15 protein-coding genes and 1 pseudogene are annotated in these 17,086 nt (G+C 66.0%); 5 read left to right on the plus strand and 11 right to left on the minus strand.

Going from position 1 to position 17,086, the window contains the following annotated elements:
- Positions 1–134 precede the first annotated feature (134 nt).
- From J4D28_RS15120 to J4D28_RS15160, 9 genes are all read right to left on the minus strand, one after another.
- Positions 135–2,270 carry a TonB-dependent copper receptor gene (locus J4D28_RS15120; protein ID WP_103331465.1) on the minus strand — a complete coding sequence of 712 codons (2,136 nt, stop codon included), beginning with the start codon at positions 2,268–2,270 and terminating at the stop codon, positions 135–137.
- 91 nt (positions 2,271–2,361) lie between these two features.
- Entirely contained in the window at positions 2,362–2,709 is a 348-nt protein-coding gene (locus tag J4D28_RS15125) for a DUF2946 domain-containing protein (protein ID WP_232788626.1), read from the minus strand.
- A 105-nt stretch (positions 2,710–2,814) separates the two neighbouring features.
- Complete coding sequence (locus J4D28_RS15130; protein ID WP_103331466.1) at positions 2,815–3,309, minus strand: copper chaperone PCu(A)C; 495 nt, start codon at positions 3,307–3,309, stop codon at positions 2,815–2,817.
- 48 nt (positions 3,310–3,357) lie between these two features.
- On the minus strand, positions 3,358–3,756 hold the full coding sequence (locus J4D28_RS15135) for a DUF2946 domain-containing protein (RefSeq protein WP_103331467.1): 399 nt from the start codon (positions 3,754–3,756) through the stop codon (positions 3,358–3,360).
- Positions 3,757–3,859: 103 nt separating this feature from the next.
- Positions 3,860–4,183 carry a DNA-binding protein gene (locus tag J4D28_RS15140; RefSeq protein ID WP_009046758.1) on the minus strand — a complete coding sequence of 108 codons (324 nt, stop codon included), beginning with the start codon at positions 4,181–4,183 and terminating at the stop codon, positions 3,860–3,862.
- Positions 4,184–4,188: 5 nt separating this feature from the next.
- Positions 4,189–4,524, minus strand: a complete 336-nt coding sequence (locus tag J4D28_RS15145) for a type II toxin-antitoxin system RelE/ParE family toxin (RefSeq protein WP_009046759.1) — start codon at positions 4,522–4,524, stop codon at positions 4,189–4,191.
- Between the two features lie 216 nt (positions 4,525–4,740).
- Positions 4,741–5,454, minus strand: coding sequence for a cobalt-precorrin-6A reductase (locus J4D28_RS15150; protein WP_103331468.1), 714 nt, complete (start codon positions 5,452–5,454; stop codon positions 4,741–4,743).
- Positions 5,451–6,548: a cobalt-precorrin-5B (C(1))-methyltransferase gene (locus J4D28_RS15155; protein WP_038630499.1), complete on the minus strand. Its 1,098-nt coding sequence runs from the start codon at positions 6,546–6,548 to the stop codon at positions 5,451–5,453. Before J4D28_RS15155 ends, J4D28_RS15150 begins: the two co-directional genes overlap by 4 nt.
- 108 nt (positions 6,549–6,656) lie before the next feature.
- The gene (locus J4D28_RS15160; protein ID WP_028683703.1) at positions 6,657–7,862 is read right to left on the minus strand and encodes a bifunctional cobalt-precorrin-7 (C(5))-methyltransferase/cobalt-precorrin-6B (C(15))-methyltransferase; all 1,206 of its coding nucleotides are present in this window, start codon (positions 7,860–7,862) and stop codon (positions 6,657–6,659) included.
- Positions 7,863–8,000: 138 nt separating this feature from the next.
- Here J4D28_RS15160 and cobG point away from each other — a divergent pair, with 138 nt between their 5' ends.
- The 5 genes and pseudogenes from cobG (at position 8,001) to J4D28_RS15185 (ending at position 13,531) form a co-directional block, all read left to right on the plus strand.
- Positions 8,001–9,308: a precorrin-3B synthase gene (cobG, locus tag J4D28_RS15165; RefSeq protein WP_037006053.1), complete on the plus strand. Its 1,308-nt coding sequence runs from the start codon at positions 8,001–8,003 to the stop codon at positions 9,306–9,308.
- Positions 9,301–9,927 carry a precorrin-8X methylmutase gene (locus tag J4D28_RS15170; protein ID WP_028683701.1) on the plus strand — a complete coding sequence of 209 codons (627 nt, stop codon included), beginning with the start codon at positions 9,301–9,303 and terminating at the stop codon, positions 9,925–9,927. The genes cobG and J4D28_RS15170 overlap by 8 nt, the downstream gene beginning before the upstream one ends.
- Positions 9,927–10,658: a precorrin-2 C(20)-methyltransferase gene (locus J4D28_RS15175; protein WP_028683700.1), complete on the plus strand. Its 732-nt coding sequence runs from the start codon at positions 9,927–9,929 to the stop codon at positions 10,656–10,658. Before J4D28_RS15170 ends, J4D28_RS15175 begins: the two co-directional genes overlap by 1 nt.
- Positions 10,658–12,355 (plus strand): precorrin-3B C(17)-methyltransferase, encoded by a 1,698-nt coding sequence (gene cobJ / locus J4D28_RS15180; protein WP_028683699.1) that lies wholly within the window; start codon positions 10,658–10,660, stop codon positions 12,353–12,355. Before J4D28_RS15175 ends, cobJ begins: the two co-directional genes overlap by 1 nt.
- 916 nt (positions 12,356–13,271) lie before the next feature.
- Positions 13,272–13,531: pseudogene (locus J4D28_RS15185) on the plus strand (hypothetical protein).
- Positions 13,532–13,619: 88 nt separating this feature from the next.
- Here the strand turns inward: J4D28_RS15185 and J4D28_RS15190 are convergent.
- A complete protein-coding gene (locus J4D28_RS15190; RefSeq protein ID WP_009046767.1) occupies positions 13,620–14,213 on the minus strand; it encodes a MarC family protein in 594 nt (197 codons plus the stop codon).
- Positions 14,214–14,275: 62 nt separating this feature from the next.
- Complete coding sequence (locus J4D28_RS15195; protein WP_053268122.1) at positions 14,276–17,059, minus strand: hybrid sensor histidine kinase/response regulator; 2,784 nt, start codon at positions 17,057–17,059, stop codon at positions 14,276–14,278.
- Positions 17,060–17,086 lie beyond the last annotated feature (27 nt).

Here is a 17,086-nt window from a genome sequence, read left to right on the forward strand (position 1 = left end):
TCCGCATGGGCAATTGTCTCTGTAGCCGCTGCCGAAGGCTGCGATCGGCCCCAACGGCCGCAGCGTATTCAAGATCGCTGAAGGCCTTCGGCCTTATCGCAGCCTGTCGGCAGCGGCTCCATTTCTTGTTGTGTTTAGAAGCTCAGGTCCACCTTGGTCCAGAGCGTGCGCCCCGGTTCGTTGATGGCTTGCGGGTCATTGGCCGGGTAGCCGAACCCGGCGTTGCCGGCCAGGTTCAGGTGCTCGGCGTAAGCCTTGCCGAACAGGTTGTCGACGCCGGTGCTGACCTTCAGGTTCTTGTTGATCCGATAGGCGCCGTTGAGCGAGAACACGCCGAAGCCGCCGCTCTTGCCGAAGTCCTTGCCGACCACGTTGCCCTTGTTTTCGTCGATGCGGTTCTGCGCCGCCACCACCCGCCACAGGGCGCCGGCACTCCAGTTGTCCTCGCTGTAGGTCAGGCCGAAACGCGCGTCCAGCGGCGGCATCTGCGGCAATGGCGTGCCGTCACTGCTGTTCTTGCCCCAGGCATAGGCCAGGGTGGCGTCGGCCTTCCAGTTGTCGGTCAGCTTGTAGGCCGCGCCGAGTTCGCCGCCCATGATGCGCGCGTCGATGTTCTCGGCTTGCGAGGTCATGCCCATCATTCCCGGGCGGTAGTTGAACAGGATGTAGTCGCGCACCTGGCCGATGTAGCCGGAGGCCCAGGCTTCCAGTTCGGCGGTCTTGTATTGCAGGCCGAAGTCGAGCTGGGTGGTCTTTTCCGGCTTGATCGAATCGAAGGCGTTGAGCGATCCGGCCGGGCCCATTTTCGGCGAGAACAGCTCCCAGTAATCCGGGAAGCGTTGCGCGTGGCCGAGGCCGGCGTAGACCGTGGTCGGGCTGTCGGCCAGGTCATGCTCGTAGCGGATGAAACCGCTGGGCAGGGTGTCGGCGCGGGTATCGCCAGCGGTCGGGTTGGGCCGGCTCATCATTCCTGAACCGATGCGCTGGCGGTAATCCTTGGCCGAGGCGCGGTCCACCCGGGCGCCGCTGATCAGCCGGTCGCGGTCGGCGGCGTACCAGGTCAGCTCGCCGAACGCGCCGTAGTTGTGGAAGTCGGCGTCCTTGGTGCGGGGCTGGTCCTTGTAGGTGTCGATGCCCATGGCGCTGCGCTGGCGGTGTTCGTTGGTCTGCGCATCGATACCGCTGATCAACTGCACGTCGGCCCAGCGCCAGGTGGCCTTGATCCGCGCGCCGAGGGTGCGGCGGTCGACGTTGCTGGCCATCGGGCCGGCCATCATCCCGGTGCCGGACGGCGTGCGCAGGGTGTAGTTGTCCATCACATGGTCGGCATAGTTGTAGTAGACCTGCGCCTCGACCTTATCCAGTACCTCGCCGATATTGGAGCGCTCGAAACGCAGCCCCAGGCTTTCACGCTTGAACTGCGAACCGTCCATGCCGCGCCCGGCGTAACGCGCTTCGCCGTCGCCCTTGCCGGCGGTGAGTTCCAGCAGGGTGTCGGCGTCCGGGGTCCAGCCGACGGTGACGTCACCGTTCCACTTCTCGTAGCGCGACGGCACGGTGTCGTTGTTGCCGTCCTTGTAGTCGTCGGAATGGGCCTGGTTGCCGATCACCCGCACGTAGCCCAGCGGCCCGCCGGCGGCGGCATCCACCACCTTGTCGAAGCGGCCGTTGGAGCCGGCCAGGACGCTGGCGTTGACTCGGGTACCCAGCTCGCCAAAGTTTTCCGGCTCACGGTCGAAGAGGATGGTCCCGGCCGAAGCGCCCGGGCCCCAGAGCACGGTTTGCGGGCCCTTGATCACCGTCAGCTTGTCGTAGGTTTCCGGCGAGATATAGGAGGTCGGCGCGTCCATGCGGCCGGGGCAGGCGCCGAGCATCATGCTGCCGTTGGTGAGGATGTTCAGGCGCGAGCCGAACATGCCGCGCAGCACCGGGTCGCCGTTGGTGCCGCCATTGCGCACCAGGGCGAAGCCGGGGATGGTTTTCAGGTAGTCGCCGCCATCGCTGGCCGGGACCGGTTGGCGCGGATCCTTGGGGTTGGTGACCACGGTCAGCGGCGAGCTGGGGGCGATGGCGGTGATCACCGTCGGGCTCAGTTCTTCGCCGTGCTGGCTGTGATCCACCGGCTGTTCGGCCGCCAGGGCCAGTGGTGTGAGCAGGGCGCCGCACAGGACGGCGATGGCATGGCTGAAACGTACGCGAGGTTCGTTCAGGGCAAAGGTAGCGCAGGCCTGGGCAGAGCACAGGCGAGTGTCAGCGGAAAACCTGGACATAAAGGTTCCATCAATCATTTCGTAAACAACACGGCCAGCAGCCTGCGGCTGTCTTTTCTACAGTCGGCCGGGTGAAGTGCGGTTGAGGGGTTTACGCAATGACTGGCGGGGCGCGGGTCCGGGCACCGGGGAACACCGTCTGCCGGGCATGGCCCAGGCGCGGCGAGGGGGTGAGGAAGTGGCTGGACGGCGAACTGTCGAGCGCCGTGAACGACAGGCTGCCAGGCAGTGCCGGGCAGTTGAACAGCAGGCTGCAATAACCGCACTTTTCCCAGAGTGCATGGTGTTCGCCCTGGACCTTGCCGTGCTCTGTGCCGTGCGGGGTTTCACCGTGGCAGCCGGGCTCGCCCATGTCCATCGACATGGACAGGTTCATCGGCATGGCCTGATCCATCGGCATCGACTGGGAAATCAGCGGGCCGATAAAGATCATCAGCATGGCGAACAGGCTGATCCAGCTGCCGCGCCGTACTTTCAGGGGCGTGCGCACGGATCGCCGGGTGCCAGGCGAGCGCGGGGAGTTCACGGTAATGACGGCCGGCGCTTATTGGGCGTGCATGTGTTCCTGGGTGCCCGCGGGCGCCTGCTTCTGCACCGCCACCTCGACCGTGACGTCGCCGGACTTCTCGAAGTGCAGGGTCAGCGGGAAGCGCTTGCCGTCGCCGAGCAGGCTGCGGTCTGTGAGCTCCAGCAGCATCACGTGATAGGCCATGGGCGCGAAGGTGACAGTTTCGCCCGGGGCAATCGCCACGTTGGGCACCTGCTGCATCTTCATCAGGTCGCCCTGCTGCACGTGTTCATGCAGCTCGGCCTTGCCCGCGATCGGCGAGTCGACGCCAAGCAGGCGGTCGGCATTCTTGCCGGTGTTGTGTATGACGAAATAGGCCGCCACCGTCGGAGCATTGGGCGGCAGCTCCTGCGACCAGGGGTGGGCAATCTGCAACTCGCCAGCCTTGTATTCATGGGCGGCGGCAAAACCAGCGGGCAACAGCAGGGCGGCCAGCAGCAGAGCTTGCAAGGCCTGTACGGATTTCAACATGACAGTTCTCCAGAACGATTCGACACGCAGATCAATTGCGAGGTGGAATCAGGCCAGAGGTGAGGCGCGGGGATTGAGGCTCGGCCATTGCTGGCGCGGCGTGGGCATGACCAGCGCGGGTGGCGCGACGCTGCGGTTGGACTCGAAACGGGCGAAATACAACTGCGGCGCATGGCCTGGCAGGGCAACCAGGGGCGCCGAGCCGGAACAGCACCAGCAGTGCTGCATGGTGGAGTGATCGTCGTTCTGCGGGGCTTGCTGCTCCAGCTTGCCCAGGGAGATCGCCACCAGCTTGGTGCCGCTGGAGGAGCAGAAACTGCCCCACAACAGTTGCTCGGCGGGCGCTCGGTCGGTCTGCTGCATGGCTCCCGAAAGCGGCATGACAAGCATGTTGAACAGCACTGCGAAGCAGGCGATCCAGGCAAATGCGAGCCGTTGTCGGGACATGGTGACGATCCGTCAGGTTGAGCGAACAGGGGGGTATTTAGCCTGATCGCTGTGGATAAGTAAAAAGGCGCCGTGCGGTGTGGTGTCGCAGCGCCACCGTTGCTCAGTGAGCCGGTACCGCGCGGACCTCGATGGCAACGCCGAGCTTGGCGCGGATGGCGGCAAAGATCGCGGCCAGGTTGTCCATGCTCGGGTTGCCGCTGGCGGACAGCATGCGATGCAGGCTCTTGCTTGGCTTGGCGGTCTCCCGGGCCAGGGCTTCGAAGCCGACGGTGGCGTTGATCAGGTCGCGCAGAATGATCCGCGACATCTCCGGTTCGCCGTTGAGAAACAGCGTAGCAGCCTCGTCCAGCAGCGCCTGGGAAAACGCCGGGTCGCGCTCGGCGCGTTCGGCAATGCTGTGCTTGAAGCTTCGAGTCAGTGCCATGGGTGTCACCTCGTTTTCAGTTCGGCCTTCTTGCGGTGATGGAATTCGGCGATCAGTTTTTTTGCCTGCCTGATGTCTGCCTGCTGGCTGGACTTGTCGCCACCGCCAAACAGGATCACCAGGTGCCGGCCTTCCTGGATCAGGTAGATCCTGTAGCCCGGACCCCAATCGATGCGGTATTCGCCAAGCCCGTCGAACCACTTGATGTTGGACGTGTTGCCCATTTCCAGGCGTAGCAGCGCGGTGGAAACCTTGACGGCTGCCTGGGTATCCAGCGTTTCGAACCAGCGACCGAAGGGGCTGCGCTGGTTCTCTTGCTGGTATTCCTCGACTGTGATCATCGCCGGCCTTAAAGGTAACAAATAAGTTACTATATGGATAGGTCTTTGATCGTGACGCAAAGCCTGTTCGTGGCCAACGCCGCAAGTGTTTCCTCTGTCTTCAATACGCGAAGGCCCCGTGGCGCGGCGGCCGGGGCTGCGCCTTACCGTTCAGCGGGGAGCGTCGGATGGCTTGGTAACTCGATGTATCGGCCGCGCTTTGGCGCGGCCAGAAGGTCAGCGCAGGGCCTGGAGCAACTCGCCCAGGTCATGGAATTCCCGATCGACCGCTGGCAACGGCGGCCGCTGCAGGATCAGCACCGGCAGCCCACGCTCGCGCGCCACTTCCAGCTTGGGGTCGGTGGCGCTGCTGCCGCTGTTCTTGCTGATCAGCACGTCGATACGACGGCGTTCGAACAGTTCGCGTTCGCTGTCGATCAGGAAGGGGCCGCGTGCGCCTATCACTTCGCACCGCTCATTACCGGGGTACGGGTCGAGGGCGCGCAGGGTCCAGAACTGCTCGGCGGGGATCTCATGCAGGTGCTGCAAGGGCTCGCGGCCCAGGGTGAACAGCGGGCGCTTGAAGGGTTGGAGTGCCTGGACCAGCTCGGCCCAGTCGCGGACTTCGCGCCAGTCGTCACCGGCCTGTGCTTGCCAGGCCGGTCGGCGCAGGGCCCAGCAGGGGATATCACACAGTTGCGCGGCCGTGGCGGCGTTCTGGCTGATCTGTGCAGCATAGGGGTGAGTGGCGTCCAGCAGTAGTTCGATGCCTTGCTCGCGGATGAACCGGGCCAGGCCTTCGGCGCCGCCGTAGCCGCCGACCCGCACCTGGCAGTCCAGGTCTGCGGGCACGCGCCCGATACCCGCCAGGCTATAGATGTGCTCCGGCCCCAGGGTCCGGGCGATGGCCAGGGCCTCGGTCACGCCACCCAGCAGCAATATGCGTTTCATCGAAAGGCTCCGGCATGGCCGACAATGCCGCCCTGGCGATCGATGGCGAAGACTTCGACCTGGACCTGTGGCGGCACCACGCTGCGCGCAAAGTTAAGGGCGTGCTGGCACACCGCGTCGCCCAGGGCGATGCCGGCGGCGCTGGCCATGGCCAGGGCCTGCTGGCTGGTGTTGGCGCCACGGATGGCGTCTTGCAGCGCCTGGTCGGCGCCGACCGCCGCGGCCCATTCGGCCAGTTGCGGCAGGTCGATGCTGGAATGGCGGCTGTGCAGGTCCATGTGCCCGGCCGCGAGCTTGCTGATCTTGCCGAAACCGCCGCACAGGCTGAGCTTGTCCACCGGCACTTTGCGCAGGTGCTTGAGCACGGCGCCGACAAAGTCGCCCATTTCGATCAGGGCGATTTCCGGCAGGTCGTAGACGCGGCGCATGGTGTCTTCGCTGGCGTTGCCGGTACAGGCGGCGATGTGCAGGTAGCCGTTGGTCTTGGCGACGTCGATGCCCTGGTGGATCGAGGCGATATAGGCCGCGCAGGAAAACGGCCGCACGATGCCGCTGGTGCCGAGGATCGACAGGCCGCCGAGAATACCCAGGCGCGGGTTCATGGTTTTCAGCGCCAGGGCTTCGCCGTCCTCGACGTTGACCGTGACCTCGAAACCGCCCTGGTAGCCGCGTTCCCGGGCCAGCGTCGTCAGGTGTTCGCTGATCATCCGGCGTGGCACCGGATTGATCGCCGGCTCGCCCACACCCAGCACCAGGCCGGGGCGGGTCACGGTGCCCACGCCTTGGCCGGCGATGAAGCGAATGCCGCTGTCCGGGCTCAGGCGCACCTGGGAGTAGAGCAGGGCGCCGTGGGTCACGTCGGGGTCGTCACCGGCATCCTTGATCGTGCCGGCTTCGGCGCCGTTGTCGGTAAGGCGGCAGAACTCCAGGCGCATCTGCACCTGCTTGCCCTTGGGCAGGACGATCTCCACGGCGTCGCTACTGGTGCCTTCGAGCAACAGGCGCGCCGCCGCCAGGCTGGTGGCGGTGGCGCAGCTGCCGGTGGTCAGGCCGCTGCGCAGCGGGGCGGGTTGTTCCGCCGTTTCTTCACGCATGCTGCGCGGCCTTGTGTAGGAGCGAGCTTGCTCGCGATAGCGTCCGCCAGACGGACCGCGTGGTCTGGATCGCGAGCAAGCTCGCTCCTACAGGGGAGGGCAGGGCGCTCATAGCGGTTTGACGAGGTCGAGCAAGGTAATGGGCAGCGCCTGGCGCCAGGTGTCGAAGTCCCCCAGGGGCAGGGCCTGGGCGACATGGATGCGGGTCAGCTCGCCGCCATGCCGTTCGCGCCAGGCCATCAGGGTCGTTTCGCTTTGCAGGGTCACGGCGTTGGCCACCAGCCGGCCACCGGGCTTGAGCCGGGCCCAGCAGGTGTCGAGCACGCCGGGGCGGGTCACGCCGCCGCCGATGAAGATCGCGTCCGGGGCTTCCAGGCCATCCAGCGCCTGCGGCGCGCTGCCGCGAATCAGTTGCAGGCCGGGCACGCCTAGGGCGTCGCGGTTGTGTTCGATCAGTTGCTGGCGGCCTGGGTCGGCTTCGATGGCCAGGGCCCGGCAACTGGGGTGCGCGCGCATCCATTCGATGCCGATCGAGCCGCTGCCGGCGCCGACATCCCACAGCAGTTCGCCCGGGACAGGGGCCAGGCGAGCCAGGGTGATGGCGCGCACATCGCGCTTGGTCAGCTGGCCGTCGTGCTGGAAGGCCGCGTCCGGCAAGCCGGCCAGGCGCGACAGCCGCAGCGTATCGGGCTCGGCCAGGCATTCGATGGCCACCAGATTGAGGTCGGCGATGGCCGGGTCGCTCCAGTCGTTGGCGGTGCCGTCGGTCCGTCGCTCGGCCTCGCCGCCCAGGTGCTCGAGCACGCTGAGCCGGCTCGGGCCAAAGCCGCGTTCGCGCAACAGCGCGGCGATGGTCGAGGGGCTGAGGCCGTCATTGCTCAGGACCAGCAGGCGCACGCCGCTGAACAGCTGGGCGCTGAGGGCCGCCACGGGGCGGGCGACCACCGAGAGCGTCACCACCTCTTGCAGCGGCCAGCCCAGGCGCGCGGCCGCCAGGGAATAAGAGGAGGGCGCGGGCAGGACATACATTTCCTCCTGAGCCACCTGGCGCGCCAGGCTGGCGCCGACGCCGAACAGCATCGGGTCGCCGCTGGCCAGCACGCACACCGGCTCGCCGCGCTTGGCCAGCACCGGTTCCAGTGAGAAGGGGCTCGGCCACAGTTGCCGCTCGCCACGGATGCACACCGGCAACAGGTCCAGTTGCCGCTGGCTGCCGACGATCCGCGAAGCGCCCAGCAGGGCGCGCCGGGCGTTCTTGCCCAGGCCCTTGAAGCCGTCTTCACCGATTCCCACTACTGTCAGCCAGGGCGACATCGCTATTCCTCGAGGGTAAAACCTGTTCTTCCGACAGGCAGGCTTTTCATGCCTTCGGACAAAGCAGGCATAATACCGCGCCTTCGCCCGCGAAGCGCCTTTCCCACACAGCCGGTCACCCCTTTGAACGAACGCCCGATGTCCACCGCCTTACGCCCCTCGGCCTGTCCGGGGTTGCTGCGTATCGTCCCGGCGCTGGACGGCGGTATCTGCCGGATCAAGCTGGCCGGCGGGGCGATCAGCGCGGCCCAGGCCCGCGCGGTGGCCGATGCGGCCGAGCGTTATGCCGGCGGGGTGATCGAGGCGACCAACCGCGCCAACCTGCAGATCCGCGGCATTGGCGCCGAGCATCAGGCGCTGATCGCCGAGCTGCTGGCCGCCGGCCTGGGGCCGACCACCGCGGCCGGCGATGATGTGCGCAACCTGATGCTCAGCCCCACGGCCGGGATCGACCGGACGCTGCTCATCGACACCCGGCCCCTGGCCGCGCAGATTCTCGCCACCTTGCAGAGCCATCCGCGTTTTCATGAGTTGTCGCCCAAGTTTGCCGTGCAGCTCGACGGTGGCGAGGCCCTGGCCATGCTGGAGCATCCCCATGACCTGTGGCTCTCGGCGTTCGAAGGCGCGGGCGAGCCCTGGCTGGCCTTCGGCCTGGCCGGCTGCCCTGGGGACCTGCCCCTGGCCAGCGTGGCGCTGGAGGATGGGCTGGCCCTGGTGGTGGCGGTGCTGGAGCTGTTCCTCGACCTGGCCCGCCCCGAACAGACCCGTATGCGCCAGCTGTTGGCGGAACACTCGGCGGCTGAACTGCTGGCGCAGGTGTCCGCGCGCTTGCCGGGGCCGGTGATCCGGGTGGGCGATTGGCAGCGCGTAGCCCCTTCGGAGCCGCTGCATATCGGTACTTATCCACAGCGGCAACCGGGCCAGGTCTATGTCGGTGCGGTCACACCCCTGGGGCGGCTGGACCCGCCGATACTGCGCGGCGCGGCGCAGCTGGCCGAGCAATGGGGCGACGGCAGCCTGAGGTTCACCCCCTGGCAAAGCCTGCTGCTGCCGAACCTGCGGGCCGAGGACGCGCCTGAAGTCACGCGCCGCCTGCAACAGCTGGGTTTTCTCTGCTCGCCAGAGCAGCCCCTGGCCCACCTGATTGCCTGCACCGGTTCCAGCGGCTGCGGCAAGGCCCTGGCCGATACCAAGGGCGACGCGGTGAAGCTGGCCGCCTTGCTCCAGCACCACGGCCTGGACGTACACCTGTCCGGCTGCTCGCGTTCCTGCGCCGCCGCCCATGTGGCACCGGCTACTTTGCTGGCCGTCGCCCCCGATCGTTACGACCTCTATTTTCGCGATGCCGCGCAGCCGGGTTTCGGCACGCTGCACGCCCGCAACCTTTCCCTTGAAGCGGCCGGCGCATTGCTCGATGCCCGCCCACGGAGCACCCTTGATGATTGATTACATCCGCGACGGTCAGGAGATCTATCGCAACTCCTTCGCGATCATTCGCGAGGAGGCCAGGCTCGATCGCATTCCCGCGGACCTGGAAAAACTCGCGGTGCGGGTGATCCATGCCTGCGGCATGGTCGATGCCATCGACGGTCTGCAATTCTCCGAAGGCGCGGGCCAGGCCGGGCGCGTCGCGCTGGCCGCCGGGGCGCCGATCCTCTGCGATGCGCGGATGGTGGCCGAAGGCATTACCCGTGCCCGTCTGCCGGCGAACAATCAGGTGATCTGCACCCTGCGCGACGAGCGCGTGCCGGAGCTGGCCCGCGAGCTGGGCAACACCCGCTCGGCGGTGGCCCTGGAACTGTGGCGGCCGTACCTGGAAGGCAGCGTGGTGGTGATCGGCAACGCCCCGACCGCGTTGTTCTACCTGCTGGAAATGCTCGACGCCGGCGCGCCGAAACCGGCGCTGATCCTTGGCTTCCCGGTAGGCTTCGTCGGTGCGGCCGAGTCCAAGGCGATGCTCGCCGCCGACAGCCGCGGCGTGCCTTTTGTGATCATGCAAGGTCGCCTGGGCGGCAGCGCCATGGCCGCCGCCGCCGTCAACGCCCTGGCCACGGAGATCGAATGATGCAGCAACCTGGACGTTTGATCGGCCTGGGCGTCGGCCCCGGTGATCCGGAACTGATTACCGTCAAGGCCCTGCGCCTGCTGCGCGAGTCGCCGGTGGTGGCGTACTTCGTCGCCAAGGGTAAAAAGGGCAATGCCTTCGGCATCATCGAAGCGCACCTGCAGGACGCACAGACCCTGTTGCCACTGGTCTACCCGGTGACCACCGAAGTGCTGCCGGCGCCGCTGTCCTACGAGCAAGTGATCAGCGACTTCTACGACACCGCCAGCGAGCAGCTGGCCGAACACCTGGACGCCGGCCGCGACGTGGCGGTGATCTGCGAAGGCGACCCGTTCTTCTATGGCTCCTACATGTACCTGCACGACCGCCTGGCCGAGCGTTACCAGGCCGAAGTGGTGCCGGGGGTGTGCTCGATGCTCGGTGGCGCCTCGGTGCTGGGCGCGCCGCTGGTGTATCGCAACCAGAGCCTGTCGGTGCTCTCCGGCGTGCTGCCCCATGACGAACTCAAGCGCCGCCTGGCCGATGCCGACGCGGCGGTGGTGATGAAGCTGGGGCGCAACTTCCCCAAGGTGCGCCAGGTGCTCGAAGAACTGGGCTTGGCCGAGCGCGCGCTGTATGTCGAACGGGCGACCATGGCCAACCAGAAGATTGTGCCGCTGGATGAAGTGCAGCCGATGTCTTCGCCGTATTTCTCGCTGATCATCGTGCCCGGTGAAAGGTGGCAAGGTTGATGGCCCGTTCCGCGCCGGCCATCGTCATCCTTGGCCAAGGCAGCCTGGCGACTGCGCACAAACTTCAACAGCTGTACCCGGATGCGCTGATCCACGGCCTGGCCGAACGGGTCGAAGGCGCCGACCGCCCGTACCAGGAGTTCGGCGCGACCCTGCGCCAGCTGTACCAGCAGGACACGCCGATCATTGCCCTGTGCGCCGCGGGCATCGTCATCCGGACCCTGGCGCCGCTGCTGCTGGAGAAGGGCGCGGAGCCGCCGGTGCTGGCCGTGGCCGAAGACGGCAGCGCCGTGGTGCCGTTGCTCGGTGGCCTGGGCGGGGTGAACGTCATGGCCCGGGAAGTCGCCGCCGGCCTGGGCGTGGCGGCGGCCATCACCACCAGCGGCGAGCTGCGCTTCGGCACCTGCCTGCTCAACCCACCTAGCGGCTATGCCCTGGGCGATCTGGAGCTGGGCAAGCGTTTCGTTTCCGACCTGCTGGGCGGTGAAAGCGTGCGCATCGAAGGCGCCGCGCCCTGGCTGGCCGAGGCCCGGTTGCCGCAGGACCAGCAAGCCCGGCTGACCATCCGCGTCGGCTCGGCCGAGCGCGAGCCGGCCGCCAACGAACTGCTGATCTATCCGCGCAGCGTGCTGATTGCCTGCAACGGCAAGATCGCGGGTGCCGCTGCGCTGCGGGATGCCCTGCACCAGAAGCAGATCGCCGTGCAATCCGTCGCCTGCCTGCTGGCCGCCGACTGCGACATGGCCAGCCCTGTCTTGCGCAAAGCCGCCGCCGAGCTGGGTGTGCCCCTGCGTTTCGCCCCGGCGGCTAGCAGCGTCGCCGAGCTGGCGCAACAGGCCGTGCCGCAACTGCTGCCGCCGCTGAGCGTGGGGGAAGACATCGCCATTGCCGTGGCCAGCCAGCCGCTGGACCCGCAGCAGATCGGCCGCCCCCGTGGTCGCCTGGCGGTGATCGGCCTGGGCCCTGGCGCCGCCGAACTGATGGTGCCGGCGGTGAAAGCCGAACTGGCGCGAGCCAACGATATCCTCGGCTACGAAACCTATGTGCGCATGGCCGGCCCGTTCCGTGCCGACCAGGTCATGCACTGCACCGACAACCGTGAAGAAATGCAGCGTGCGCGCCACGCCTTCGAGCTCGCCGCCCAAGGCCGCTCGGTGGTGGTGGTGTCCTCCGGTGACCCGGGTGTCTTCGCCATGGCCGCGGCGGTGCTGGAAGCGCTGCATGAATCCAGTGAGCCGAGCTGGCATCAGGTTGAGCTGGAAATCCTTCCCGGGGTTTCCGCTTCCCTGGCCACCGCGGCACAGGCTGGCGCGCCGCTGGGCCACGACTTCTGCGTGCTGTCGCTGTCGGACAACCTCAAGCCCTGGGCAATCATCGAGAAGCGCCTGGACCTGGCGTCCCAGGCCGACCTGGCGCTGGCCTTCTACAACCCGATCTCGCGTTCGCGTCCTTGGCAGCTGGGGCGCGCGCTGGAGATCGTGCGTCAGCACCGCACCGCGGATACGCCGGTGGTGCTGGGGCGGGATATCGGCCGTCCGGGGCAGACTCTGAGGGTCACTACCCTGGGTGCCTTGACTCCGGAGCAGGTGGATATGCGCACCATGGTGTTGGTGGGGTCTTCCACTACCTGTGTATTCCCCAGGGCTGGAGGTGGGGAGTGGGTCTATACGCCGAGGTGGTACGGCCAGAAGCCATAGGCCTGCCTTGCTCCCGGGCGGCTGTATGGTTCCGCCGTTATGGCGAGGGCATGTTTTTGTAGGAGCGAGGCTTGCCCGCGATGGCGTCCGTGCTGGCGCTGCATTTTTTGGACGGTGTACATATCCGTTCCTGCGGTAACGGCGGCTGGCGGTTTCGCCCTTACGGCGAGTCCCTTTTTACAAACGCCTAAAAAGGAACCAAAAACGCTTGCCCCTGCGTACGGCCCTCGCTGCGCTCAGGTTCCCTCGCTCCGGTGTCCATCAGGGGGCATCGACTCCGGTCGGCTTCGCTTCGACCTCCATACGATGTCCTCGACTGCGTCGAGGGGCGCTGCGCGCCATCCCCCTGATGAACACCTCCGCTCGGCCTCCCGATGGGGCGGGTGGATCAAGAGCCAGATCAAAAGCCCGGCGCGACCTGCCGGTCGGCGCGAAACTCTGTAGCCGCTGCCGAGCTTGCGAGGCTGCGATCGACCGCGCAGCGGGCGCAGGGATCTCGAAACCGCAGGAGGACCTTCGGTCCTATCGCAGCCTCGCTAGGGCTCGGCAGCGGCTACAGGAGGAATAGGGGCGCCCCCGGTCGGTGCGGCAAGTCTGGTTCTGTGGAAGGTAATGGCAACACTTTGACGGTTGCCGCTGATTTTTTGCGAAGCCATAGTTGCCCGGTCGCCGACGCATCGGCGGTCGATCTTAGCCGGTCGAGATGTGGGGCTATGAACGCTTAAGCGCCATCCATTACCATGCTGGCGCTTTTGGCTGCACGGTATCCTTTATGGTGGCTGTGCGCGGGACACCTTCGGGTGTGCCGGGGAATGTTCATAGCTCCATCCCTGGTCGGCTAACCCTCGCACAGCTGCCTCCCATTTGTTTAGCCGCAAAGAGTGGCGGCTCTTTATGTAACTAAGGAGCTATGACCATGACGGACTTCATCCCCCTACAAAGCAATCTCCCCCCCACCCCGATTTCCACCTCGATCGCAACGCGCCCGCAGCCGATCTGCATGGCGGTGCGGTGCAGCGCATCAAGGCCTCGCGGGATCTGATGCACAGCCTCAATTGCCTGAGTGTCAAAGGTGTGGGCGACCAGGATCTGATTCACTTCGTCAACGCCGCCCACCTGTTGCTACAAGACGGCTGCGACGCCCTGGATGCCCTGCAGTGGCAACTGCAGGCATAAAAAGTCCACCCCAGAAACAGCACAGGCTCACTGTCCCCAGTGAGCCTGCTCGTTCTTGCCGCTTAAAGCTTGAAGCTTGCCGCTGCCCCTAACCCAGATAGCCCTTGACCCCGGTAAAGATGATCTGCGCCGCCAGGGCGCAGACGAACAGGCCCATCAGTCGGCTGACGATCTGCAAGCCTTGCTCGCCGAGGATCCGCTCGATGCGGTTGGACAGGTACAGCACCACGCCGACGGTGAAGCTGGCCAGGGCGATGCTGAGAATCGCGGTGAGTTTGTCGTCCCAGTGCGGCTGGCCGACGCCCATCACCAGCAGAGCGCCGATGGTGCCGGGGCCGACGGTCAGGGGGATGGTCAAGGGCACTATGGTCACGTCCTGCTGCACGTTGTCGGTCTGGATCGCCGACTTGCCCTGGGCCATGCCCAGCGCCGAGATGAACAGCACGCTGCCCGCGCCGATGCGGAAGGCATCCACGGTGATACCGAACACGCTGAAGATCACCCGTCCGAACAGGTACAGCAGCACGCTGGAGGCCAGGGTCGCCAGGGCGACGTTCCACGCCAAGCGCCGACGTTCCTTGTTGGAGTAGCCACGAGTCAGGCTGATGAAGCAGGACAGGACGAAGAAGGGGCTGTAGAGCACCAGCATCTTCAGGTACACGCTGAACAGCACATGGAGCATGGCGCAAACTCACAGCGAGGGAGGGCGAGCGAAGTTTAACAGGCGTTTGCCGTGCTGTCGGCTCAGGACGGTTGCGCCGTGGTGCGGTTCTGCAGGTCGCGCTGCGTCACCCAGTGCTCGATCAGTTCGCGCAGTTGCGACAGTTCCACCGGCTTGGCCATGTGCCCGTCCATGCCGGCCTGCCGCGCGCGTTCCTTGTGCTCGGTGAGGATGTGCGCGGTCAGCGCCACCACCGGCGTGCGTACCCGCTGGTTGCCGACTTCCCAGGCCCGCAGCTGCTGGGTGGCGGAGAAGCCGTCGAGGATCGGCATTTCGCAATCCATCAGCACCAGGTCGTAGCGCTGGGCCTTCATCGCTTGCAGGGCTTCCTCGCCGTTGCTCGCGGTATCGGGCTGCAGGTTGAGCTTGCCGAGCATGCCGCGAATCACCTTGGTGGAAATGCTGTTGTCCTCGGCCACCAGGATGCGGAAGTCGCTCGGTACCTTGACCGGCACCGGAACCCCGCTCAGCGCATGAGGCTGATGCGGCACGAACTGGCCCTTGTTGCGCTGGGTCAGCTCGTCGGCCAGGGTGGTCTTGAGGGTATAGCCGGCCACCGGCTTGGCGAGGATGCGCTTGACCCCGGCGTTGCGCGCGATGACCTTGCTCGGCGCGTTGCTGATGCCGGTGAGCATGATCAGCAGGATGTCGTGGTTCAGGCTCGGGTCTTCCTTGATCTTGGCCGCCAGTTGCATGCCGGTCATGCCGGGCATGTTCTGGTCGAGCAGCACCACGTCGAAGTAGTCGCGCAGGTGCGCCTTGGTGCGCAGCAGGGCCAGGGCTTCCTTGCCCGAAGGCACGGCGCTGACGTTCAGGCCCCAGGCGCTGCATTGCTGCACCAGGACCTTGCGGCAGGTGTCGTTGTCGTCCACCACCAGCACCCGCGCCCCTTGCAGCGGGCCATCCAGGTCGGAGGTCGGGTGCTCCAGGCGTTCCGGGTCCAGCGGCAGGGTCAGCCACAGGGTGCTGCCCTGGTTGGCGCTGGTCTTGATCCCGAACTCGCCATGCATCAGCAGGATCAGCTGGCGGGCGATGACCAGGCCGAGATTGCCGCCCAGGCGGGTGCTGGCGAGGAAGTTCTTGCTGTGCAGTTCCGAGTGCAGCAGGGCATCGCGCTCTTCGGCTTCCATCGGCTGGCCGCTGTCCTGCACGGCGATGCGCAGGCGCGGTTTGCTGGTGCGCTCGTCCAGCGCGACCACCACCAGGACCTCGCCTTCGTCGGTCTTCTTCAGGGCGTTTTCCAGCAGGCTGAGCATGGCCTGGCGCAAGCGGGTCGGGTCGCCGCTGATCACGCGCGGCACCTGGGGCTGGATGAAGCTGATCAGCTCGACGTTCTGCTGCTCGGCCTTGGCGCGGAAAATACTCAGGCAGTCTTCGATCAGTGCATTGAGGTCGAATTGCACATCGTCCAGCTCGATCTGCCCGGACTCGAGCTTGGAGATGTCGAGGATCTCGTTGATCAGGGTCAGCAGCTCATTGCCGGCGCTGTGGATGGTCTGCACGTAGTCGCGCTGCTTGACCGACAGCGGCGTGCCCAGCAGCAGTTCGGTCATGCCCAGCACGCCGTTCATCGGTGTGCGGATCTCGTGGCTGATCTTCGCCAGGAACTCGGCCTTGGCATTGACCTCGGCGTTGCTGGCGGCGAGGTCGCGGCTGACGCTGAACTCATCCTCGGTGATGCTGCGCTGGCGCTCGCCCAGGGCGATGCTCATCGCCCAACCGCTCAGGCACATGGTCACCAGCAGGGTGACGATCAGCCCCTGGGGCGCGACCATGGTCAGCCCCAGCAGCGCCGGCAGCACGATCAGCGCGCCGATGTTGAAGATGCCCATGCCGGCCACGAAGTAGCGCGCCGGGCGGTAGCCTTTGTGCCAGTGATAACCGGCGATGAACAGCATGCTCAGGCCGACCAGGGCCACCAGGCCGTAGGTGATGAGATTCAGCGGCAGCGAGTCGACGAACAGCAGCAACAGGCTGCACAGGCCGACCATCAGGATGTCGACCAGCAGCAGTTTGTTCAGCGGATGCGGGCCCAGCGGGGCGAAAAAGCGATAGACGAACATCAGCCCGCAAGGGGTGGTCAAGAGCAGCGCGAGGTAGGCACCAGGGGTCTGTATCGCATGCCAGTCCGGCAGCCAGGGGCCGAACAGGTTGAGCATCAGCGCCAGGCTGAGCATCACCAGGGCTTCGCAGGACGCCAGCCACAGGCTGCTGCGCGAACGGGTGTAGGCGTAGCGCACCAGGTTGTGCAGCATCAGCATGCCCATGCAGCCGAACAGCAGGCCGTAGAGCACGCTCTGGCCCTGATTGGCCGCGGTCATGACCGCCGGTTGCAGGGTGATGTAAGGGCGCAGTTGATGGTCGGAGACCAGGCGCAGATAGACATCGAGGGTCTTCTGCTCCTGTGGCAGCGGCAGCATGAAGTCGCTGCTGGGCAACGGCCGTTCGGCCTGGGGTTGTTGGGTGCCGGAGGTCAGCTGCTCGACCAGGTTGTCGCCGTCCAGCACATACATGTCCAGGCGTGACAGGTCGGGCGCGAAGATCCGCAGCAGTTGTTCGTGCTTGCCCGGTTGCAGTTTGAAACGCAGCCATAACGCGCCTCCGGGTTCGGCGGCGGTGATGCGTTCCAGTTCGATCGGGCTGAATTGATTGGTGTAGCGCGGGGAGCGGATATCGCTCAGTTGCAGGTCGGCCTGTTCATCGAGCAAAACGGCCCAGTTACTGCCTTGTGCGGCCTGGGCCGGGATCAAGCAGAGCAGGGTCAGCAGAGTGACGGTGAAACCTATGGCAGTCCTGAGCCAGCGCACGGCGAAATCCCTTCGTAGGTTGATGCC

This window comes from Pseudomonas sp. GW531-T4, assembly GCF_017349615.1.
Taxonomy (GTDB): Bacteria; Pseudomonadota; Gammaproteobacteria; order Pseudomonadales; family Pseudomonadaceae; genus Aquipseudomonas; species Aquipseudomonas chlororaphis_I.

Bases quoted from the DNA above. Each gene is read 5' to 3' on its own strand.
- J4D28_RS15120 (WP_103331465.1), bottom strand. From the start codon at position 2,270: ATGTCCAGGTTTTCCGCTGACACTCGCCTGTGCTCTGCCCAGGCCTGC.
- J4D28_RS15125 (WP_232788626.1), bottom strand. From the start codon at position 2,709: ATGCTGATGATCTTTATCGGCCCGCTGATTTCCCAGTCGATGCCGATG.
- J4D28_RS15130 (WP_103331466.1), bottom strand. From the start codon at position 3,309: ATGTTGAAATCCGTACAGGCCTTGCAAGCTCTGCTGCTGGCCGCCCTG.
- J4D28_RS15135 (WP_103331467.1), bottom strand. From the start codon at position 3,756: ATGTCCCGACAACGGCTCGCATTTGCCTGGATCGCCTGCTTCGCAGTG.
- J4D28_RS15140 (WP_009046758.1), bottom strand. From the start codon at position 4,183: ATGGCACTGACTCGAAGCTTCAAGCACAGCATTGCCGAACGCGCCGAG.
- J4D28_RS15145 (WP_009046759.1), bottom strand. From the start codon at position 4,524: ATGATCACAGTCGAGGAATACCAGCAAGAGAACCAGCGCAGCCCCTTC.
- J4D28_RS15150 (WP_103331468.1), bottom strand. From the start codon at position 5,454: ATGAAACGCATATTGCTGCTGGGTGGCGTGACCGAGGCCCTGGCCATC.
- J4D28_RS15155 (WP_038630499.1), bottom strand. From the start codon at position 6,548: ATGCGTGAAGAAACGGCGGAACAACCCGCCCCGCTGCGCAGCGGCCTG.
- J4D28_RS15160 (WP_028683703.1), bottom strand. From the start codon at position 7,862: ATGTCGCCCTGGCTGACAGTAGTGGGAATCGGTGAAGACGGCTTCAAG.
- cobG (WP_037006053.1), top strand. From the start codon at position 8,001: ATGTCCACCGCCTTACGCCCCTCGGCCTGTCCGGGGTTGCTGCGTATC.
- J4D28_RS15170 (WP_028683701.1), top strand. From the start codon at position 9,301: ATGATTGATTACATCCGCGACGGTCAGGAGATCTATCGCAACTCCTTC.
- J4D28_RS15175 (WP_028683700.1), top strand. From the start codon at position 9,927: ATGCAGCAACCTGGACGTTTGATCGGCCTGGGCGTCGGCCCCGGTGAT.
- cobJ (WP_028683699.1), top strand. From the start codon at position 10,658: ATGGCCCGTTCCGCGCCGGCCATCGTCATCCTTGGCCAAGGCAGCCTG.
- J4D28_RS15190 (WP_009046767.1), bottom strand. From the start codon at position 14,213: ATGCTCCATGTGCTGTTCAGCGTGTACCTGAAGATGCTGGTGCTCTAC.